The 23,340-nt window shown below is 42.1% G+C and carries 18 protein-coding genes; all 18 read right to left on the reverse strand.

Annotation, left to right across the window (positions count from 1 at the left end; translation table 11 throughout):
- Positions 1-24: 24 nt before the first annotated feature.
- The 18 genes from DMZ48_RS00410 to ruvB all read right to left on the reverse strand — a co-directional run bounded on the left by DMZ48_RS00410 (position 25) and on the right by ruvB (position 23,282).
- Positions 25-372, reverse strand: a complete 348-nt coding sequence (locus DMZ48_RS00410) for a cytochrome C oxidase subunit IV family protein (RefSeq protein ID WP_143953126.1) — start codon at positions 370-372, stop codon at positions 25-27.
- A gap of 17 nt (positions 373-389) precedes the next feature.
- The gene (locus DMZ48_RS00415) at positions 390-1,367 is read right to left on the reverse strand and encodes a cytochrome c oxidase subunit 3 (protein ID WP_143953127.1); all 978 of its coding nucleotides are present in this window, start codon (positions 1,365-1,367) and stop codon (positions 390-392) included.
- A 53-nt stretch (positions 1,368-1,420) separates the two neighbouring features.
- Positions 1,421-2,002, reverse strand: a complete 582-nt coding sequence (locus DMZ48_RS00420; protein ID WP_143953128.1) for a cytochrome c oxidase subunit 3 — start codon at positions 2,000-2,002, stop codon at positions 1,421-1,423.
- Positions 2,002-2,907, reverse strand: coding sequence for a heme o synthase (cyoE, locus tag DMZ48_RS00425; protein ID WP_143953129.1), 906 nt, complete (start codon positions 2,905-2,907; stop codon positions 2,002-2,004). Before cyoE ends, DMZ48_RS00420 begins: the two co-directional genes overlap by 1 nt.
- A gap of 94 nt (positions 2,908-3,001) precedes the next feature.
- On the reverse strand, positions 3,002-3,787 hold the full coding sequence (locus DMZ48_RS00430; protein WP_143953130.1) for an energy transducer TonB: 786 nt from the start codon (positions 3,785-3,787) through the stop codon (positions 3,002-3,004).
- Between the two features lie 102 nt (positions 3,788-3,889).
- Positions 3,890-4,603 carry an energy transducer TonB gene (locus tag DMZ48_RS00435; RefSeq protein WP_143953131.1) on the reverse strand — a complete coding sequence of 238 codons (714 nt, stop codon included), beginning with the start codon at positions 4,601-4,603 and terminating at the stop codon, positions 3,890-3,892.
- A gap of 66 nt (positions 4,604-4,669) precedes the next feature.
- A complete protein-coding gene (locus DMZ48_RS00440; RefSeq protein ID WP_143953132.1) occupies positions 4,670-5,044 on the reverse strand; it encodes a VanZ family protein in 375 nt (124 codons plus the stop codon).
- The gene (gene gcvH, locus DMZ48_RS00445; RefSeq protein ID WP_143953133.1) at positions 5,034-5,414 is read right to left on the reverse strand and encodes a glycine cleavage system protein GcvH; all 381 of its coding nucleotides are present in this window, start codon (positions 5,412-5,414) and stop codon (positions 5,034-5,036) included. Before gcvH ends, DMZ48_RS00440 begins: the two co-directional genes overlap by 11 nt.
- Before the next feature lie 71 nt (positions 5,415-5,485).
- Positions 5,486-12,547 carry a T9SS outer membrane translocon Sov/SprA gene (sov, locus tag DMZ48_RS00450; protein ID WP_143953801.1) on the reverse strand — a complete coding sequence of 2,354 codons (7,062 nt, stop codon included), beginning with the start codon at positions 12,545-12,547 and terminating at the stop codon, positions 5,486-5,488.
- A 53-nt stretch (positions 12,548-12,600) separates the two neighbouring features.
- Complete coding sequence (gene ruvA, locus DMZ48_RS00455; protein WP_143953134.1) at positions 12,601-13,182, reverse strand: Holliday junction branch migration protein RuvA; 582 nt, start codon at positions 13,180-13,182, stop codon at positions 12,601-12,603.
- A gap of 88 nt (positions 13,183-13,270) precedes the next feature.
- The gene (locus tag DMZ48_RS00460; protein ID WP_143953135.1) at positions 13,271-15,550 is read right to left on the reverse strand and encodes an NADP-dependent malic enzyme; all 2,280 of its coding nucleotides are present in this window, start codon (positions 15,548-15,550) and stop codon (positions 13,271-13,273) included.
- Between the two features lie 70 nt (positions 15,551-15,620).
- Positions 15,621-17,591 (reverse strand): trehalase family glycosidase, encoded by a 1,971-nt coding sequence (locus tag DMZ48_RS00465; protein WP_143953136.1) that lies wholly within the window; start codon positions 17,589-17,591, stop codon positions 15,621-15,623.
- A gap of 70 nt (positions 17,592-17,661) precedes the next feature.
- A complete protein-coding gene (gene queG / locus DMZ48_RS00470) occupies positions 17,662-18,606 on the reverse strand; it encodes a tRNA epoxyqueuosine(34) reductase QueG (protein WP_143953137.1) in 945 nt (314 codons plus the stop codon).
- A gap of 92 nt (positions 18,607-18,698) precedes the next feature.
- Entirely contained in the window at positions 18,699-19,277 is a 579-nt protein-coding gene (locus DMZ48_RS00475) for a hypothetical protein (RefSeq protein WP_143953138.1), read from the reverse strand.
- A gap of 274 nt (positions 19,278-19,551) precedes the next feature.
- A complete protein-coding gene (locus DMZ48_RS00480) occupies positions 19,552-20,208 on the reverse strand; it encodes a hypothetical protein (RefSeq protein ID WP_143953139.1) in 657 nt (218 codons plus the stop codon).
- Positions 20,209-20,547: 339 nt separating this feature from the next.
- Entirely contained in the window at positions 20,548-20,943 is a 396-nt protein-coding gene (locus DMZ48_RS00485; protein ID WP_162558638.1) for a DUF4242 domain-containing protein, read from the reverse strand.
- 96 nt (positions 20,944-21,039) lie between these two features.
- Positions 21,040-22,140, reverse strand: coding sequence for a nickel-binding protein (locus tag DMZ48_RS00490; RefSeq protein WP_143953141.1), 1,101 nt, complete (start codon positions 22,138-22,140; stop codon positions 21,040-21,042).
- A 119-nt stretch (positions 22,141-22,259) separates the two neighbouring features.
- Positions 22,260-23,282 (reverse strand): Holliday junction branch migration DNA helicase RuvB, encoded by a 1,023-nt coding sequence (gene ruvB / locus DMZ48_RS00495; protein WP_143953142.1) that lies wholly within the window; start codon positions 23,280-23,282, stop codon positions 22,260-22,262.
- Positions 23,283-23,340: the final 58 nt, after the last annotated feature.

The raw sequence follows: 23,340 nt of genomic DNA on the forward strand, positions 1-23,340 counted from the left end.
CTTTTTAACTTTATTTGATGTCTTTTAGAAATCCCAGCTAATGTAGCCTTGTGAATATACATCGTGGATATAATTACCTTCCACCAAGAGTATAAAGGCCAGGTAAGGAATAAGAATCAGTAGAGGCAATACGATAGACCATCTGAAACTACCTTTTTCACCTTCCAGGTGCATGAATGCCCAGGCGATATAATATGCTTTTACCAGCGTAAGTATGATGAATATCCAGTTTAGAATTTTCATTCCCAGAACAAGCGCCATCATAGACTCGGGCTTAATGATACCTAATGCTACCTCGACGATCGTAATTACCGAAAGGATTCCAAATACCGTCCAGATTCTTTTACTATTTGATTCGTGTGCGTGTGCCATTTCGTAGTAATTATATTTTAAACAAGATAGAAGAATGTAAATACGAATACCCATACAAGGTCAACAAAGTGCCAGTACAGACCCACCTTTTCGACCATTTCATAATGACCTCTTTTTTCATAAGTTCCAAGGATCACGTTAAAGAAGATAATGACATTGATCACCACCCCTGAAAATACGTGGAATCCGTGAAAACCAGTAATAAAGAAAAAGAAGTCTGCGAATAAACGGTTACCGTATTCATTATGTACAAGGTTAGCACCTTCCACAACCATAATAGCCTGCTTCATACGCTCTTCAGAATCTGCTCTTGAAAGAACGGTCATCTTACCTTCAGCATCCAGTTTTTCAGTCCTTACAACGATATTTGGGTTCGCCTCGAAACCGGCTTTAACTTCTTCGATTGAATGACTTGGTAAACTACTTTCTGAATTGAACCACACCCCTTCATTTGCGGTATGCGTTTCACGGTCTGAATGTACAGGCTTAGCGAAATCTCCGATCGCAAGTCTTTCTCCAGTATTCGCATCAACGAATTGAAGGATACGTCCGGATTTCATTTCAACCGCACCGTATTCTCCTTTGATAAAATTAGCCCATTCCCAGGCCTGAGACCCAACGAATATTGCTCCACCAATAATGGTAAGAAGCATATAAAGGGTAACTTTTGATTTTTTCATATGATGACCTGCATCCACCGCAAGTACCATTGTTACAGAAGAAAAAATCAGCACGAATGTCATGAATGCCACATAATACATTGGCGCATCCACTCCGTGTAAGAAAGGGAAGTGAGTAAACACCTCATCCGCGATAGGCCACGTTTCAATAAATTTAAATCTCGAAAATCCGTATGCGACCAAAAAACCTGAGAAAGTAAGCGCATCAGAGACGATAAAAAACCACATCATCATTTTTCCGTAGCTAACGCTGAGTGGTTGGTTACCTCCGCCCCATACTTTTTCTTCAGTACCTGTAGTAACAGTAGCTTCCATTATCTATTTTTAGTAATTCAGTTTTAAAAATTTGTCAAATTTACATTTTTTATTTATCTAAAGAAATAGAAAAACAAAATGAGATATACCCATAAAAAGTCAAGAAAGTGCCAAAAGGTTGCACCGAGTTCTAAACCAAGCATTTGACCAGGTGTATATTTTTCTTTAAAATGATTATAAATCAGCACAACAAGTACTAAAAGTCCCGCTACAACGTGCACAACATGCGAAAATACGATCGCATAAAGAAACGAAGTGGTCACCGTACTCTCCTTTCCAGTGAAATAATATCCTGCCTTAACCACCTCTCCGAATCCCTGGAACTGGAAAATTACGAAAAGTATTCCTAAAACCAGTGTTGCCGGCAATAATATCGAAGCCATTTTTCGCTGACCGGAAGAAATCGCTTTTTTCGAAAGGAATAAAGTAATACTACTTAAGATAATAAATCCGGTACTGATATAGAATGCAGCAGGTATTTCAAAATCCTTTAACCAATCCGGCCTGGACTTACTCACCACATAGGCACTGGTAAGTCCGGCGAACATCATAGCAATACTTACGATCCCAAACCAAAGCATCATCTTCTTGGCACGGGCATTTTTTTGTTCAAGGTTTCCCTGGGTTAAATCCATTAACTAAGAAATTTATCGACAACATAGATGATCTGCATCAGACTGATGTAGATCACACTAGCCAGCATCAGATTTCTGGCCGTACGTTTATCGCTATTATTATATAATCTGAAGGCAAAATATAGCATTATCATTCCGAGGAAGGCTACGAGAACAGCAGCAGGAACTGAAAGATGCAGGTCTCCGGTCAATCCGGTGACCGGAAATACCGAGGCAAGAATCATCCAGATCGTATACATAATGATCTGCAATACGGTAGCTCCGTCTCGCTTCCCTGTGGGCAGCATCTTAAATCCGGCCAGTTTATAATCATCATCCAACAGCCAGGCGATCGCCCAAAAATGAGGAAATTGCCAAAAGAACTGGATCATGAAAAGTGTGCCGGGTTCTATACCAAAATCATTGGTCGCTGCAACCCAGCCCAGCATAAAAGGGATAGCTCCGGGAAAAGCACCGGCAAAGACGGCAAGCGGAGTTTTAGTTTTTAGCGGTGTATACACACAGGTATAGAGAAAAATTGAGATCGCCCCAAACATCGCTGTTTTCGGGTTGACAATATACAAGGTAAAAACACCCCCAATTGTAAAAAGAATAGCTATGGTCAATGCAAAGGAAACGGACATCCTGCCTGAGGCCACTGGTCTGTTTTGTGTACGCTTCATCAGCGCATCAAGATCTTTCTCGATTACCTGATTAAAAGCATTGGAAGCCCCAACCATCAGATAACCACCGAAAGAAAGCAAACACAGCACGGTAAAACTCACCTTGTCTGCTCCTAATAAATAACCTGCAACTGAGGAGAATACAACACTAAGAGCAAGTCCAACTTTAGTAAGTTGCTTGAAATCATCTACGGAGATCGCAAATGGACTTTTCTTTACAGCAGTATCGATCGCAGTTTTCATCTATCCTTATTCAAACGGGCTGCAAAGATAAATTACAAATGTGTACTGTGCAACATAAAGAACACCCCTGATTTACAGGGGTGTGAGATATTTCCTAATGGACTTTAAAAAGAATGGGTTTAACGAAGATAACATCGACATCTTTCGACCCCTGTTTACCAGGAGTCATTTTAGGGATCATTGCGGTAACGCGCCGAGCCTCCTCATCCAGGGCTTCGTGAGGAGATCTAACTTTTACATCGGTCACATCACCATTCTTATCGATCTTGAACTGTACATAGATGCGCATCATACCGGTAAGATTATAATCAGAAGCGATGGTGGTATCGAAATTCTTCTTCACGATCTTACTGATCTGCTCACTTAGACACGCCACACGCTCCTTATTATCGGTCAGCATTTCACATCCTGGAAAAACGGGAGCCTCCTCAACCATATCGATAGGCAGCGGACCTACATCCACCTCTGGCTCATCGTAAACTACATCATCCAGTTCTACCTCCTCCTGATTGACTTCAGGTATAAAAAGATCGGTGGTCTCCTGTTTTGCCACATCATCTTCGATGATCTTAAGCTCCTGACTCAGCGAAGCTTTTTGTCGCTTCAATTCCGGAGCTTCGTTTTTAACTTCCTTCTCGACGGTGAAATTTGGCATTACATATTCCTTAAGCTCCTCTCGGATCTCCTTATGTTCCGGCTTTATCGTCTTTGCAGCAGCAAAGGAGTAATCAAGAACCAGCCAGATCACAAGTAAACTGGTAATTAATCCGATCTGAAATCGAAACCACGAGTTATTTCGTAAATTTACAGCATGCTTGCGCACGTACTTCGAATCACGATTGCCTTCGTGAGACGGAGTAATTTTAAAAAAAGATTTCATATAAGTATTGGTTTTATTAATGAAATCTTAAATACAACAAGCATACCAAAACAAAAAATCCCGGGAACTTCCCGGGATTTTTTATATATGATCAAATAATAATTAGTTCAGTTTGAACACGATCGGATAAGCAAAGGTTACCGGAGTCGGTCTTCCCCTTTGTTTTCCCGGGATCAGTTTTGGTAATTTATTGATGATCCTTCTCGCTTCTTCATCAAGACTCTTATCCGGAGCTCTTGTATTTAGAATAGTAATAGTTCCATCTTTATTGATACGGAAGTTAACATAAACCCTTCCCTGAATACCCATCTCCTGAGCGATTTCCGGATATTTAAATGTCTTTCTTACGTGCTTATCAAGATTCTCCTTAAAACAGTTAAACTGCTCATTCTTTGGAACATCCTTACAAGCAGGAAACATCGGCTTATCTTCGATCACGGTAAACGGTACATCTACTGCGATAGGCTCATCAACTTCTTCGATCTCTTCAACTTCTACGATCTCTTCTTCCTGATTGGTTTCAGTTGATTCAATTATGGTCTCTTCCACTTCTTCCTCATCTTCTACCACCTGAATAACCTCAGGAGCAGCTGGTGGCGGCGGTGGTGGTGGTGGAGTGTTCAATTGTTCTGTGATCGGTACATCTTCTTCAAGATCATCTTCCACATCCATGGTATATTCGAACTTCTCCTTTTTCTCATATGTTTTCCACTCAATCGCTCTCCAGGTGAAGAAAGTGATCAAAGCCAGACCTACGGCGAAATATAATCCGCTATTACGCGACAGATCGGCTTTCGGGTTTTTCTTAGGTTCCATAATTTATTTATTTGATTTCGCTAATTTAATTATTTAAATATAAAAATTGCAACTTAAATTTTCTTTTTAGGCTCTTGACGCACCTAATATAAACTTTATCAGAAAACTAGCCAATAAAATTCCTGTTAGATTCGCCAACATATCCTTCAATTCAAAGCCTCTGCCATATGGCATTGCATATTGTAAAGCCTCAATAATCATTCCATAAAGGAATGATCCTATTGCAATTTTCAATAAAATCTTTGGAATTCCCGATTTTCTGAAATGAAGATAAAAAACGGTTGTATTTACCAGGTGGAAAATACAATGAACGATCTTATCGGTATGCCGGAATGAAGAACCGACATGAGGCACCATTTCGAAGGGAACCAAACTGGCAAGGGTGATCACGATCAACCATCCCAATCCTAAAATAAGGAAAATGTTATCTTTAAGCGCCAACTAACTCCTTATAAGCTTCGCTATCCATAAGCTCTTCTACTTCGGATGCGTCTGACATTTTAATTTTGATCATCCACCCATCACCATAAGGATCAGTATTCACTTTCTCAGGCTCATCTTCCAATGATTCATTGAATTCAATGATTTCACCTGAAAGTGGTAAAAACAGGTCTGATACGGTCTTTACTGCTTCAACAGTTCCGAAAACCTCTTCTTTCTCCAATGTTTCATCCACAGTCTCAACTTCTACATAAACGATATCACCAAGTTCTCCCTGAGCAAAATCAGTGATCCCTACAGTTGCAACATCTCCTTCGATCTTCACCCACTCGTGATCCTTGGTATACTTTAATTCGGATGGAATATTCATAATAACAGTTAGTTTTAATTTTTCCCGACAAATGTAATTTATTCTGTGTTTGTTTTCAAACAACGCCCTTCTTAATTTCCAAAATTGTACTGCAGCGATATCCCGGAACGAATCGTTGTTTGGGGAAATGCCGTAGAAACCTTGAATTTCGAGAAGGAATGATCATAGTAGAACTGTGCCGTCATATTCTTCGTGAGATTATAGTTCGCCGTAAATTTAAGCGACCATAGATTCTGTCCGGCCGTTACCTGATTGGTATTGATATCCAGGTTACGAATCACCGTATAATTATCTCTCAAGGAAAGATCTGCCTTCAAAATAAGATCTCCTTTTAATACCACCTGGTTCCCTCCTATTCGCGTAGGGAATTTAAGATCCGGGAAACGATACCCCAAACCGAGTATATACTCAACCCCGGAAACCTCCGTAAGGAGATTATTATCAAAGCTCAGTGCGAGCGAACGATCCTTTCGCATCTCGGCCTGAACACTTACGGAATTCTTCATTTCGAAATCAACACGCATCAACGGATTGAACATTTCTGTCAGCGTTGCATTGGTATACAAAATCTCATTCTTATAATTCCCTGACTGATCGAACTCCGTACCCTCACCATAGTCCAGATTTGAACGGAAACCGTTAATACTGTAACTAGAACGATATGCGTGAGACAGTGAAAATCGTCTGAAATGTTCCTTGAACCAACCCATACGCATCAAACCGGTATACTTCATTGTCCAGTTCGGGATCGGCACATCCCTGAATGCCTTTAAAGAAACCTTCTGTACATTCTGCCCCGTATAAGCCGCCACAAAAGCAGGCAACAACACAGCCTGATTGGTAGGACCGTAACCTTCCGGATATTCTGTGGCTTCAGGATTAACCGGCACACCGGCCAATCGCTGTGCAATAACGATCCTGTTGGTGCTGAAATCAGCGAATACCGCAGAAGCGTCTTCAGAACTTGACATGAAGGCCGTTTTGATCATCAGGTTAGAAATCGAAAAATCTCCATATCGATTCTCGATCAGCGCATTATAATCAAGAATTCCATCTCCATCGGAATCGATCACATTATAGTTCTCTGCATAACTGTCTGAATAACGTCTGTCGGCTACAAGATCGATGGTAAGCTCAGGCAAAGGTTCTGCATTCGCTGAAATGTTCAGCTGTGTTTCATTCCGCTGAATAAACTGCTGATTGAATTCCGGGAAAGTAGTTAGCCATCCTCTCCTTGCCGCCTCATAACGCACATCGGCCTGGCTTCCGAAGGTGAAACCGATCGACGGTCTTAAGGTACCGATGAATCCGATAGACTCCGTATATCCAGGCAACATCTTCCCGGCATTCTTGGAATAAGTTACATTGATTCTTTTCACCATGGTGACAAGATCGATCAGGGCATTGGATAAACCGGCTCCTTTATCTTCATCAGCGGTTTGACCCCCCCCTTGTACCCCATCAGGATCTGCTATTGGCAATGTCCCCCGGGAACTGTTTCCTTTCTTTCTTTTATCCTTTCGAACCAATCCGATATAATCATACAATCTGTCCAGACTAAGCGCTGCATTCAGATCGTGTTTACTTGCATTCTGTATAGTATTGAGATCTTCGCCGGCAACTTCATTCAACACATCACTCCCTCGTTGCCAATCGAAATCACCTGTATACATATACGTTGCATCAACAAATTTGAAGATCGGTATCTTATTCAATGGAATCTCATAGTTCAACTGCAAACGCTGCGCATGCCTGTTGGCATCACCCACATCCCAAAATCCATCCCAAAGGCCAAGGTCTGTATTTACGACCTGCTCTCCGCCCTCATCGATCTCGAAATAATTCTTGACTATATTATTATTAGATGCGGTAAAACTGAGTTGTAATGATTTCGTAAGGTTATAATTGATGGCATATTGCCAGTCGAAAAGAAAATTCCTTTGCTGTAATTCAGGCAACCCGAGTAAACCGGTTGTCTCACCGGTAGTCACTTGCCTGAACGATTGCCTGTTAAAAGTTCTTGTGATATTGGAATTCAGGGAAACACTGGTCGGTAAGACATTGAAATTAAAATCCTTTAACCACTGCCAATAGGCTCCTTTCAGGATCGAATCGGCATTCTTCAAAGGCTGGACTTCCGCAGGCTTAAAATTATAACTGTATACCATTCCGGTTTTCACGTTCTGATCCTTATACTTCTCAACCTCAAAATCGCGATGATCGGTCTGATTGTACGCATAATTAAAGGTGAAGTTCTCGACATCATAAAAATGTGGCCGTTGCTCTTCACTCCGGTTCTTTCGAACCCCGATAAGGTTAATACTTTTACGCTTGGTGTAATCTTCAGCCTGTTCCTGAATCTGATCTTTCTCTTCCTGAGTATCAGCGGCAGCGATACGATCGTCTAGTTTCAAATCCTGATAAAGCGGATCGAATTCCGGAGTGATCAGATCTTCCGATACACTATAATGCAAGGGTAACTGAATCCCCCAGTTCTCAGGCAATAACTGTCCGAGGTTAACATTTGTGTTCAGGGAATACTGACGTGCATCTTCCCGGCTACGCTCACTAGGCAACTGATCGAGACTTCCAAATCCGGAAGTACTCATACTTCCGGTAGCAGATATACTTGCAAAATCAGCAATATTCGCATCCATGGCCAATACAGCGGCCCATCCGCCCTGGTTATCAAGTTCTGAAAGACGAAGTTCATTGAACCAGACTTCACCACAGGCCGTATTCCCCAGGGCTGTGCTGCCATTCTTAACCCCGACCATTACTGCACGTACATTCCCGAGACTTGGGTTACCCTTAATAGCCACACGCTGCTCTCCGATCTCACGGGGATCGAACTCCCCGACCGGATTCCCTTCCTCATCATAGAAAGAAGCCTCCTGAAGATTTCCACTGGCTATGGCCTGCGACTTTATCTCTGATAATAATGACAATGGCAGATCGATATTGTTTACATCAGGCCAGATCACAGCGGCATCCGTTGTACCTGCAGGAGTCACCTGCAACGGTATCTCTACCTGATAATAGTTTTCACTGAAGTCGGTTCCGAATCTTAAGAAACCTACCAGCTGACCATCTGAAAGCGGCACATCATCATACTCTTCCGCATGAATAAACATTTTCAGCCGTTTATATTGACGTATGTCAATGTTCACATTCTTAAAAACTCCCCGCGAATCTTCCGGTTCCAGATCACAGACGGCAAACGACAAGGATTGTTCATTCTGTCTGATGATCGTATTATTATTGTTCAATTGCTCTCTTACTACTCCTGGAGGCAAGCGATATGGAATGGGCTCTCTTTGTTCATTCTCCTGAATATTAACCGTATTCACATCTACGAAGGTACCATCATCATCCGGGTCCGGATCGGTATCCGGCTGTAATGATTTACTATAATTTCTCCAATCACCACGAACCAGATCGAGAGTACCGAATCGCAATACCACCGGCTCATCAAATCCTGTCATAAACATACGCATGAAACTGATAGAACGCAGATCAGATATTCCACCGATGGCTTCATCAAACTCATCGATAGGCACTTTAAACTGAATCCACCTTACCCGGTAATTGCTTCGGTCGGGATTACTGACATTTACTTCCTTGATATCAGACACATAATTATCAGCCCTTGTGATATTCGGTTTAATCGGAATACGGTACTGATAATAACTATCTACCGTATTCATCGTAAGGTCCCGGTTGATGTCTTCAACATCCGGCAATGTGGTAGAACCCCGGTTATTGTTGCTAACTTCCACAGGTGAATTGCCCTGAGGGTTATTGTAGTTATAATATCGCTCTACGATACCTCCTTCACGCTGCAGGTAATATTCATAATTATCGAGAGCGGGGTCAGGACCGGGATTGTTATAGATAGCTGCTTCTTCCGCATCCAGCAAACCGTCATAACCCGCATCCTGTACATTTCGGTTAGCCGTATCTGCATTGAAAGCATAAACCAGCGATTGCGTGGAAGGCACCTTACCAAAGTTCGTATTGTTTACAAGTGATGGATTGTCTGTGGCAGGCAATCCATTCTCATATTGTTTTCTTCCGTCCTTCAGAATATCCTCATTGATATTCCCGAGATTAAATACCAGCTCTCCTCCGTTACCGGGTAAAATACCGTCCTGGAAATATGGGTCAAGGACCCAGAACTGAATATATTCAACGTTCGCCTGTTCGAAATTAGTACTGCTCACAGATCTCATTAGTCCGCCCCAACGTTCATCCGAACTTAATCCGCTGAAATTGTCATTTCCGTTATACGGCCCTTTGTCACCGGGATAGTATGCGATATCCAATGTGGGTTGTACCAGTGTCTGACCCTGGGGCACATCCTGTTGCGGAAAGATCTCATCGATGAAAACACGACGGGTTTCATTGAGGGAAAGATCTTCGTCATTGATCCCGGATGGGCGCTGACTACTATAGAATATCGGGTCGATTGAATACCAGGCAATCTTTGCTCTTTTACCTCCTGAAGCAATATTATTATTTTCGAGCTCCCCACCATAACCTACAGGTGCACTTGCAAGAGACCATGCCAATGCCGAACGGATATCGATCAGTGCCTGAGCCCCTTCAAAATCATCCAAATAAGCCGTAGTCTCCCCATCAAAATCAGCATTCTTAGGGGATCCCGGGATGAGGTATGCAAAATCTCCACGCAAAGACAGGTTCGAAGGTACATCGGTATCAATATTCGGAAGCTTATTTACCATTCTGGTTAAGAAGGGTACTTCCGTCGAATAATTTCCATTAAGACCTAGTATTGTATTGTTGACCGGCTCTACTCCAAAATTGGCCTTTTGAGTTAAAGGACGTTCATTAAGATTCAGGAAGGTTGCTCCCATCATGAAATCTTTGGAAAACTGATGCTCCACATTCAATCCGGTAAATCTCCTGGTTTGCTGCCCGAATACGGCATTGTTCTCCACAGAAACTTCTATTGGTGTATTCGATGCTTTGAGTCCTTCATCGAGAATCTGAACGGTACCTGCGGTATAGTTCACGGTATAATCTACACCCTCCTGAAGAATTCTTCCTCCGGCAGTAACCTTAACAGATCCCTGAGGCACATTAAAGGCGCCGATCGGGATTCCTCCAGAATTCTCCGCCTTATATCGCCCTTTAAGCATGAACTTATTCTTTTCCGTTTCTTGCAATGATGCAGCCTTTGTCTGCTTATACAGATCCCGGAAAACATATTTTGCCTGGTTATCGTTATTCGGCGAATAATTGGGATCATCATAATTAGCTCCTCCACCAAGGAGATCGTACAGAAACTCCCCGAAAGGTTCCACTTTTGTAAATATGATCCGTCCGTTTTGAACATCGACCGTGATACCCGGCTGAAAATCGAAGAATCCGTCTCCTCCGTTCTGGGTATCATTATAAACATTCAATCGGTCAAAATTAAAGACATCCAATAAGATACGCTCTTCTAGTCCTTCAGGCCAGGTTGATTCATCGACCGGAGTAATATAATTCACCGGACTCGGATCGGTATACAGGATGTTCAGACGAAAATCTTCCTGAAGTAATTGATAGGATCCGGTTGAATAGATATTCTTCATCATAAGGTCCCAGATAGGATCCGAAACATTGGTAATATTACTTTTAAGCATTTTCAACACCAACGCCTGTGGGTTTATCTGGGTGATAACTCCGTTGCTCTCCTCATATTCCGTAGCATTGATACCATCATTCGCAAATTCACCCACCTGATAAACCTGACCAGCATACGTATACTGATACGCCACTGCCAGCACCTCATCATTACTAAGTTTCTGATTAAGGGATATATACCCCAATTGGGTGTCTATCTGGTACTCCGTATTCTGATTCAGTTTCCTGGCATTTTCGAGAATCGAGTAATCAAATCCCTGATTTACCATATAGCCACCAACATTGAATCCTTGCTGTACGGTTGCAATATCCCGGATACTTTCTGTCAGTGCCGATCCGGCATTCCCGATATTCGTAGGATCATAGGCGTTAGCAGCATTCCTCGGCAGGTTATTCCCCGCGCTGAAGAATCCTGCAGGAGCATTTTGATTTATTCTTGTATCTTCCGGTAATGGCTCCCCGATATCTTGAACAGCCACCACATTTCTTACATTTTCAGTTTGCTGAGTTCGGTTGGTCACCCAAACTTCGATCCTGGTGATCTGAACCTGACTTCTTATAAAAGGATAGTTCTCCAATGCCTGATCATACTGATCACGAAAGAATTGCGACAGAAAGAAGTGCCTGTCCTCGTCATAGTCCAGAGCCAGTATTTCAAATTCATTCATGGTTCCTCCACCCTGCGCGGTTACACTCCGGGTTTGGGAACGCTGTTCCGAAAACACCCCGGTAACGGTAGTATTTCCGAACTTCAATTGTGTCTTTACCCCAAAAAGACTTTGCGCGCCTGTAATCAGGGAGCTGTTAATCGGCATGCTTACGTTACCCACCTCAACCTTCTGAAGAATATCATCTTCTGTGGGCGTATACTCCATCTTAATGAGATTTTGGAAATCGAAGGTAGCCTCTGTATCGTAATTCGCATTGATGGTAAGCCGGGTTCCGATCTTCCCCAAAAGACTTAATCGAATTCGCTGATCGAAATCAAAGGAAAGGTTGCTTCGGTTCCTCGGAGACAGGGCGGGATTATCATTCTTCTGAAAACGAACACCGAGATCCATAGCCACTGATCCCGTTGGAATAACTTCAATTGTATTTCCCCCAAAAATACTTTCGAAGAAGTTAGAATTTACGTAAAAATTCGGCAACAGGTTCTTTTGCGCATCCTCCTCCGTTTTCCGACCCGATACGGCGTCTATCTTTTCCTTGAAATAATCCTTCATCTGCTCTTTGAGCACGAGTTCACGATATTCCTGGGCAGTAAGAATTATGGGATATTTAATATTATACCCTCCTACAGATTCAGTATAGATATAACGGTCGAGTATAGGATCATAGGTATATTTTGATTCGATACTGGAAGGCTGCCTGAGTCTGATCTTCCCGAATGCAGGGCCGGTTTGCGTAGAATCTTGTTCCTCAGTTCTCTCCTCCTGAGCATACGCACCTTCACTTAACAAGAGTGCACTAAAAAGCACCATTGCAAAGCAAAATAGGTTGAGTAGTTTCAGTCGGGTATTGGTCTTCAAGTTGGTTACAAGTTTTTTAGCGCATGTTTGATTATATCTTCGACGTTTAAGCCGGGTTCGTTTTTAATTATTTTTGCTACAACTTTTTCAGCCTGTTTGCGAGCATAACCAAGCACCTCCAAAGCAGATAACGCTTCATCTCTCGCGGTATTGTCCGAAGTGGCAACAACTTCGTCCAAACCGTAAATTTTCAGGATTTTATCCTTGAGATCAATTACAACACGCTGAGCAGTTTTAAGTCCGATACCTTTTACTGACTGTATGGCACTTACATCATTTGAAGCTATGGCTTCCTGTAATTGTACAGGATCCATAGAACTGAGCATAGTCCTTGCAGTACTAGCTCCGATACCAGAAACGGATATCAAAAGTTTAAAGATCTCCCTTTCTGTTTTATCGTAAAATCCATAAAGTGTATGTGAATCTTCTCTGACGATCAGATGTGTATAGAGTCTGAGTTGTTCGTCGGAGGATATCTTCGAATAGGTATTTAGTGAAATATGGATCTGATAGCCCACACCACCACATTCTATAACCACATCAGTAGGATTTTTCTCAATAAGTCGGCCGCTTATATGTGAAATCATTTCTTAGCAAAATGTTAATGCTCCAAATGTAATAAAATAAATTACACTTGGAGCATTAATGGACTTCACCGGAGATATATCCGATGTATTACTTTTGACGTTTTTCCTTTTCCTGTGCATCCACCACAGCGACAGCTGCCATGTTTACGATCTCTTCCACTCCGGCACCGAGCTGAAGAATATGTACCGGCTTATTCATTCCCAATAGAATAGGCCCTATCGAATCTGATTTATTCAATTCCTTCATCAACTTATAAGTGATATTGGCTGCATCCAGATTTGGGAAGATAAGTGTATTAACATTTTTTCCTGCGATCTTTGCAAAAGGGAATTTTGCTTTGAGCATATCCTTGTTCAATGCAAAATCTGATTGCACCTCACCGTCAACAACGATCTCAGGGTAATGTCTGTGAAGGTAGGATACCGCTTCACCCACTTTAGTTGCTCTGGGATCTTTCGAAGATCCAAAGTTCGCATAGGATAGCATGGCGATAACCGGGTCCACCCCAAATAATTTAGTAGCCTGAGAGGTCATTTGAGCAATCTTTGCCAGCTCTTTGGCGCTTGGATCGATATTGATCGAGGTATCGGCCAGGAACATAGGTCCTCTCTCGGTAATCATCACATTCATAGCAGCTACCTTCGTCACACCCGGTGCTTTCCCGATAAGTTCGATCATCGGTCTGAAAACGGTAGGATAGGCTCTTGCATAACCGGAAATAACTCCGTCTGCATCTCCCTCCACAACCATCATAGCCGCAAAGTAATTACGTTCACGCATTTTCTTTTCAGCATCGTAAAAGGTCACCCCATGACGTTTTCTGGTCTGCCAGTATTTTTTGGCATACTTTATCTTCGTAGGATTCTGATCATCATTCTTGGTATCGATAATAGTCACATCTGCATCAAATTCTATTTCCTGCATCAGTTCAACGATCACCTCACGGTTACCAAGCAAAATAGGTTCTGCAATACCTTCATCATGAACGATCTGTGCAGCTTTAAGGACATCGAGCTGATCACCTTCTGCAAAAACGATACGTTTAGGATCGGTCTTGGCGCGATTATGCAGTAGTCTTACGATCTTATTATCATTACCCAGTCGTTGGAGCAGCTCTTCTTCATAACGCTCCCAGTCAGTGATTGGTGACTTAGCTACGCCACTTTCAATCGCAGCTTTGGCGACTGCCGGTGGAACGGCAGCGATCAGACGAGGATCAAATGGTTTTGGTATTATATACTCACGACCAAAGGTCAACTTAGTTTCTCCGTAAGCGATATTAACCTGTTCAGGAACCGGTTCTTTCGCAAGTTCAGCCAGCGCTTTCACGGCAGCCATCTTCATTTCCTCATTGATCTTGGTAGCACGCACATCAAGAGCTCCTCTGAATATAAATGGGAATCCAAGCACATTGTTTACCTGATTAGGATGGTCAGACCTTCCTGTTGCCATAATAATATCTTCCCGGGTATCCATAGCCAGATCATAGGCTATTTCCGGATCCGGATTCGCCATTGCGAAGACGATAGGATCTGCCGCCATCGATTTGAGCATTTCCGGAGAAACGATATCAGCGATAGATAATCCGATAAAAACATCTGCATCTACCATTGCTTCATCCAGAGTATCGATCTTCCGATCCGTAGCAAACTCCTTCTTTTCAACAGAAAGATTATCACGATCGCTTCTGATCACACCTTTACTGTCAAGCATAACGATATTTTCAGAACTCGCCCCAAAGGCTTTATACAATCGGGTACAGGAAACAGCTGCGGCACCAGCACCACTGATCACGATACGTACCTCATCGATCTTCTTTTCTGTCAATTCCAGCGCATTCAATAGCGCTGCCGCAGAAATGATCGCGGTTCCATGCTGATCATCATGCATTACCGGTATATCGAGTTCTTCCTTAAGTCTGCGTTCAATTTCGAAAGCCTCCGGTGCTTTAATATCTTCAAGATTAATACCACCAAATGTAGGTGCGATAGTCTTTACAGTTTCTATAAACTTATCCACATCCTTGGTGTTCAATTCAATATCGATACCATCGATATCTGCGAATATTTTAAAGAGCAGACCTTTACCTTCCATTACGGGCTTGGCCGCTTCCGGTCCGATATCTCCCAGACCCAATACAGCTGTCCCATTGGTGATCACGGCAACCAGGTTTCCTTTGGTGGTATACTTATAAACGTTTTCAGTATTCTTTTCAATCTCCAGGCAGGGCTCTGCAACGCCAGGAGAATAAGCCAGTGCAAGATCACGCTGTGTAGAATATCTTTTAGTAGGCACTATCTTGATCTTACCGGGTTGAGGTTTGGCGTGGTAAATCAAAGCCTCTCTCCTTCTGCTCTCTTTGCTCATAGTTGGATTTTATTTAAACTGCAAAGTTATAAGAATATACACGGATATAACCTAATCTTATGCCTTGTTTTTATTTACTTTTAAAAATTAGATCCGGATCTTTGAGCTGATCCAGCTCAACGGTAAGCGTATGATCAAGAAGGGTGAGTCCTAATTGATAAGAGGCATTCATCCATCCGAAACCAGAAGTTGTAATATACGAGAAATCGGTCCCCACATTCCCATATTCCGCATACACCTTATGGGTGCAATCCACCACATCATATTTCTCAGGAATAGTACCATTATAATCTACCGCATTCCTGGTTATCATCCATAGCCAACGATATGCCAGTTCTGTTGCCTCAACCTCAAAGCCATAATTCAGGAAACCTCTCCAAACCACCATTTGATGCGGAGCCCAACCGTTCGGATAATCCCATTGCCTTTGTACATCATTGGTCGCATACTTCAAAACCGATGCCCGGGAAGTGGCAGCCACCCCACAATGTTCTTTCAGTGTTTCTTCCAAAAGACTCACCATTCGACCTGCCTGTTCTTCGGTCGCCAGACCTGCCCACAATGGAAAATAGTTGGTGGCAGCATCGAAATCGGTCATTCTTCCAGTCTCCAGATTATAATCATAGAACCCTCCTCTTTCCTCATTCCACATAAGTGAATTCATGCGCGTCTTTCTCGCTTCAGCCTTACGAAGCCAATCGGCAGCCGTATACTGATAATTTCCATGATCATATGCTCCGTCGAAATAAGTAGCGATGAGATATTCAAAATCCTTTTCATATTTGTACAACAATGAATTCAGGCCAACGGTATTAAGACTGGCACAAATACCATCGAGTCTCCAGGAGGTATCATGACCACTTTCCCGTAAACTTCTGTCATGCAAAAAGTAAGTATCCAGATCTCTGTCGACGATTTCTCCTGCCTGATAGGCCCGGGTAAATTCCGCGACCGTTAAAGCCTGTTTCTCAAAATCCTTATGCTTTTCATTATATCTTTCTGTGAAAGTTTTCAGTATCTCATCGAAATGTCCCGCTTCCGTTTCAGGAGGAATACCAATACCTCCGGCTCGATATCGATTAAGGCCATTATCGGTCAATCGCACTCCTTTTTCCATCCAAACGGTTTCATATTCCTTGAAAGCCATATCCATTGCGAAAGCCAACCACTCCTTATTTCTTTCAGGATCCGCTTCATAGACCTCCCTGATAAACGAGGTCAGGAATGGTGGTTGCGTTCTTGTGAGATAATAGGATCTGTTCGCGTTGAGTATCTTTCCGTAATATTTGATCTGATAACAAAAATTCTCTACCATTGCCTTCGCGAGATCCACGCGTCCGTCGATCAAAAGTCCCACCCCTTCAAAATAACTGTCCCATCCATACATCTCATTGAATCTGCCACCAGGCACCACAAACGGAACTCCCATGCCCTCCTTTAATTTCAAGGCAAGTATCCCCGGTTGCGTATTGATCGATTTCACATATTCAGGAGTTATACGTTCCGGCAACGTTACCACTTTAAAGTTTTGAAAATTCCCTTCGATACCTTTGAAATACTTTTGTGCCAAAGTATCTGTAGCCGGAACATAAAGTCTTCTTACGATCGTATCTGAAGACTTGGAATCTTCAAGGATCCTCGCCAATCCTTTTTCATCAACCGTTCGGGTCAGGTCATCCCAATAATTCTCTTTGATATTCCTTGAGATCCTGTGGCTTGGCTTTTCAAGAATACGTGAATTCATCAATAAAGCGGTATCCTTTCCTTCCTGCTTCGCAATCGCAAGTTCCTGCAGGAGGTTCGCAAGATGATAGGTCGATTCAACCGCGTGTTCCTCACCTTCAATATCTTTGAAAATAAAGATTCTGTCACCCTGATCATCTTTGGTAATCTTATCATCATTATCCGTGTCCTCATCCTTTAGTAATTCCTGCAATACAACGGGTACTTCAACTTTGAATTCAGTTACAGAATCGCGTTTACATCCGGAAAACAAGAAGAGCACCAGCAATCCCGATGCGAGCAATTTGTATTTAAACATAAATTTTGGTTTGGTTAAGAAATGCTGATAACAGCCTGTAGTAAAGATATTTAATTTTAGACAAACACTTTCACTCCTGATCTTTCAGAAAATCGATATTTCTCTTTAACCCAGCAAATTTTGTACGTTTAACCGCAGATTTCCGAAAAAGTTTCCCAAAGGTTTCCTCAGTGATCTCCTCCCAGTCTTTGCGTGACATGGATAATAGATCAGGATGTGGATCGAACAAAGGTTCGCTATGTGATTTGGAGAAACGGTTCCACGGACAAACATCCTGACACACATCACAGCCGAACATCCAATCATCGAATTTCCCTTTAAATTCAGACGGGATCTTGTCTTTTAATTCGATGGTGAAATACGATATACATTTGCTTCCATCGACAATATAGGGTTCGGTGATCGCCTGAGTTGGGCAAGCATCAATACATGCAGTACAGCTTCCGCAATGATCGGTTACCGGGGTATCCGGCACGAGCTTCAGGTCGACGATCAGCTCTGCTATGAAATAAAACGACCCTCTCTGTTTGGTAAGTACATTAGCATTCTTTCCCATCCAACCCAATCCGCTCCTCACGGCCCAGGCTTTGTCGAGCACAGGGGCTGAGTCAACAAAAGCGCGACCGTTCACTTCCCCGATCTCCTCCTGAATATAGGCCAGCAGTTGTTTCAGTTTATCCTTGATGACGAAATGATAATCGGTACCATAAGCGTACTTAGAGATCTTCAGTGCTTCAGAATCTATTGGGTGTTCAGCAGGAAAATAATTCAGCGTCATTGAAATAACAGAAACTGCACCATCCACCAGAAGCCGGGGATCCAGGCGTTTATCAAAATGATTCTCCATATAGTGCATCTCTCCGTGCATTCCTTTTTGCAACCAGGCTTCAAGTCTCGGCGCCTCTTCCTCCAGAAATTCTGCCCGTGACACACCACACGACAAAAAGCCGAGGCGTTTAGCTTCGGCTTTTATTGCTTCTGTATGTTTTGCACTTATGCTTTCAGAGTGAGTCATTTTTGAATAGCTGTGATCTGGTGTAAAAATACAATTATAATGTTTGTGTCAGCTATTATCATATACCTCACCACACTTCCAGGCGCTATTCGCTAATAGATCAGCGCAAACTTACCCCCAAGGTCTCCTACATTTACATAGACATTAAGCATCCAGGTTTTGGAAACCGGTTCATATCTCCATTTATCGCCTGCACCGGCAAATCCAACAGGTGGATTTCCTGGTTTACCATCGATCTCATCTGAAAGCCGGTATGCTACCCCGATAAGGCTACGCTGCCCGTCTTCATTCTGATAGATAAGTCCTTCAGGTTCTGAGATTTGAAAATCATCATCTACAATATCTGCTTTGATATAGAGTTCAACTCCTTCAGAAAAATTACTATCAGAAGGAACCAATTGATAACCCGCTTGAGTAGCAAATCCATAATCCTGGTATACATCAGTAGGAATCTGAGCAAGTTCAACCGGATCGATCTCTGAAGGAGCCGGAGCTGCAGGAGCAGTATAGTTCGGATAAACTTCATCTTTACTGCATGAAATCATCATGAACATCATCATAATTAAAATACCTGCCACGAGTTGTAAATAACTGTTGGATTGTTCTTTGTGAACGGAATTGCGACACCCTGTCTCAACTCCATTTTTTCTTAGTGTCATTAAAGTTTTCATAACTGTTCGATTTTAGATTGATAACTGATGTAAAATTAGCGGATGTCTTCTCCAAAGCATGCCATTATAAATTCAACATGCATCACATTTGATTCGGGGAAATATCCCTTACAAACTGCCTTTATCCCCCTCATAAAAAGGGTTAAACAGACAGGATAGTAAGGGTCTTTTTTAAAAAGAAAATTTTTGATTGAAACAATACCTCATAAATACGGCATAAAAAAACCGGACATTTAAATGCCCGGTTCGGTTTAATTAGTCAGTGGCATGGAAATCACATCATAGGTTGATTTAATCTTGTCGCCACCGTATTGGATATTGAAGTATTATCCGTTGCAAATACACCTTCAGGATTACTGGCATTTATCCATACATTCAAAGCCCAAATTTGTGTAGCAGTATGGTTGCTCCAGAAGTCATCGGTACCGGAAAAACCATAAGGTGGCCTGGGTAGTTTTGAACTATCATAGTTGGATATACTATAACGAACGCGGTAAGCTACTGCAACCAATGAAAGGGATCCGTCACTCATTTTACGATACAACAACCCTTCTGGTTTATCCATTTCAAAGGTATGATCGAGCCGATCCTTATTGGTATAGTAATAGATGCCTTTACCGAGATAATCTGAACTCTCCATCGAAAACCCTGCTGCGACAGCATTATTGATATCTTCAAAGGATTTAACGGCATATTTTACACTTTCCAGTTCCGCAGCCCTATCTGAATCTGTATTTCCGGGATTTTCATAAAGTACGGAATCCGTATCATCATTACTACATGATGCAAAGGCGATTGCCATACATATGATCAAGGCAAAGTGAAGAGCATTGAAGCCTGAAAATAGACTCAAGCTTCTTTTCATTGAATTCCAGGCATTGTAATGGCCCGAATTCCTGTTTCCGGATTTAATTGAACTAATAGTTTTCATAACGAACGTTTTTTGATGATTAATAAACTGATTACTCAAAAGTACCGGTAACCTCAAAAAATGAATGCCAATTTAAATTCAATTAAAATGACTTTTGACTCGGGGAAAAACACCTATATAATTAGGAATTTCACCCTGACCAAAAGAAAAAGGCCTCATGTGTTAAGTAATACACCAGGCCTGATCAGCTAATTGCAGTGAAGAAATAATAAACCAAGAAGAATTTTAGTTCCTATAAAGGTATTTCACTAAGCTGAAAAACACTATCCTTTTTGATTCATTTAATAGAACAAAAAAAACGCAACCAGTGGTTGCGCCTTGTACAGAAAAAGTTGCTCGTTATTTTGGTGTGGTCTGTGCAACGATACTTTTAATTTCCGAAATCTTGTCTGCCGGAATATTCATGATCTTAGCATGCTCTTTGATGAGATCGATATTCTTTGCTTTATAGATACAATAGATCTTATCTCCAGTGAAATAACTCTGTACCCATTGAATATCAGCATTTCCAAGGTCATTAATGACACTACACGAGCTTTTGGACACATCGGCCAGGCCATCTACAGGAGTTTCCCCTACGCCGGGCATGTTTCTTTCAATAACGAACATTTTAAGTTCTGAATCCTTGTCCAGTACATTTACGGTCATCGGACCTGCTTCTGCAGTTTGTTGTGCATTGACCGAAGCGGTGATGGCAGTCATGATTACTGCCAGACATACAAATGAAGTTTTCATAATAACTAATTTTAGGTTGTGACATAAAAGTACTATGCTATACTTCAGTATGTTAACAGAAATCATTCTGCTAATAGCACAAATCGTTCAACTTGATTAAACCAAGGCGTTCTTATAGGCTCTTGGAGAGATCCCAAACCGGGAATGAAAGCATTTTGTGAAATACGAAGGACTGTTAAATCCGTGACCGAATAGTACCGAGGCGATATTATCTTCACAGGACTCCAGTTTTCTTCTTGCGAATTCCAGACGAATATCCCTGATAAGATTGTTTGGAGATAATCCCGATAATTGCTTACAGCGACGATACAGTTTAGAAGTACTCATATACATCATCAAACTAAGCTCCTGGACCGTAAATTCAGGGTCATCGATATGCTCTCTAATGCATTTCATAAGTTTATGAAAGAACTTTTCCTCAGAAATATCAGGAAAGCAAAAATTCATCTCCTCCAAAACTGATTTCAGATCATCTCCTCCAGCTTCATCTAAAAACAAATTTGAAGCGATAAGACAAGAGTCTCCATTATAATAATACAGATTCTCCGCCGCCTCTATACTCGAACCGAACATCAATCGACTACCTTCTACCGGTTCACCGCCATGAAGTACGATCCTGTAAGTAACATTTTCAGAAAAATTACCGATTCGATCACCCAATAACTCAGCAGCGTGGACAGCACATTTAGGGTGTTTAAAGGAGATAACTTTATATTCCGAACTCCCCGGAGCTATGGTACCTCCTGTACCATGTGCAATTTCGGAAAAGAGTCTATGGAACTCATTATATGTATTTAAAGCAGTTTCTTTGTCTGTCCTGTTCTCCATCAATACCTGCGGCTCCAAATGCACCACGAGAAGAAATCTATAAGCCGAATCTTCAAAGACCTTTGCGCCATTCCTCATCTCAAAAACTGTAGGATCATTCAATCGACCCAGAAAACCCTGTACAAGACTCTCGTCTACCTCTATGATATCATGTGGAACAAGACCGTGAGAATCACTGTGAAGCTTGATTACCGACTCTCGGTCGGGCGCTTCGATCAGGCAAAAAACCTTGCCCCTGGACTGATCCATCCAATAAGTCATGGCATTACAATTATAATGCTGTTGAATTTTGAGGTCCAGAAGGTGGGCTTCGGCAACCTCAACAGGCTTGACCTGCTCGACGTGATGCAAATCCATGAACAATGGCATAGCGAAAAAGATTTACTTAATTACTGATTAACCAAAGATCAGGGGGAACTATGAAGAGGGAGAACCTTATAAAATTAAGAAAAAATGTCGAATATACATAACGGGGGAAAAACCCGTTTTTAAAACAGGCCTCCCTGAATACCACCTTTTACCTTCCCAAGGTGTTTGTAAGCTAGTTCTGTCACCTCTCTACCTCTCGGAGTTCTTATGATGAATCCCTGCTGAATGAGAAAGGGCTCGTAAACCTCTTCGATGGTCTCCGCATTTTCTGAAACCGCAGTTGCAAGCGTAGTAATCCCAACCGGACCACCCTTAAACTTATCGATGATGGTAGCAAGTATCTTATTATCCATTTCGTCAAGGCCAAAAGCATCTACGTTCAGAGCTTTTAAACCAAACCTTGCAATCTCGATATCGATCTTCCCGTTACCTTTGATCTGAGCAAAATCCCGAACTCTTCTTAAAAGTGCATTAGCAATCCTAGGAGTTCCACGGCTTCGTCCTGCAATCTCAATAGCCGCTTCCATGGCGATCGGCACTCTAAGGATATGTGCTGAACGCTGAATGATGTCCGAAAGTAATTCAGTCGAATAATATTGTAGTCGGCTACTGATACCAAATCTGGCCCGCATTGGTGAGGTTAGTAATCCTGAACGGGTTGTAGCACCAACCAGCGTAAACGGATTCAGATTGATCTGTACGGTTCTTGCATTCGGACCGCTTTCGATCATTATATCGATTTTGTAATCTTCCATGGCAGAATACAGATATTCTTCCACGATAGGACTCAAACGGTGAATTTCATCAATAAAGAGCACGTCCCTGTCCTCTAAATTGGTCAGGAGTCCGGCAAGATCTCCGGGTTTATCCAATACCGGCCCGGAAGTGATTTTTATCCCCACTCCCAACTCATTTGCCAAAATATGGGCTAACGTCGTTTTTCCAAGTCCCGGAGGGCCATGAAACAAGGTATGATCCAATGCCTCAGAACGGAGATTGGCTGCCTGCACGAATATTTTAAGATTTTCCAATACCTGATCCTGACCTGTGAAATCATCAAAGGACAAAGGCCTTAAAGCCTTTTCGATATCTACCTCTTCAGGAGACATTCGTTCAGCATTTGGATCTAAATATTCATTCATAACCGCCAGAAAGCAAATTGATAGTTATACCGGTTTCATTTCAGCAAATATAACAAAG

This window comes from Robertkochia solimangrovi, from assembly GCF_007279655.1.
In the GTDB taxonomy this organism is placed as follows: domain Bacteria; phylum Bacteroidota; class Bacteroidia; order Flavobacteriales; family Flavobacteriaceae; genus Robertkochia; species Robertkochia solimangrovi.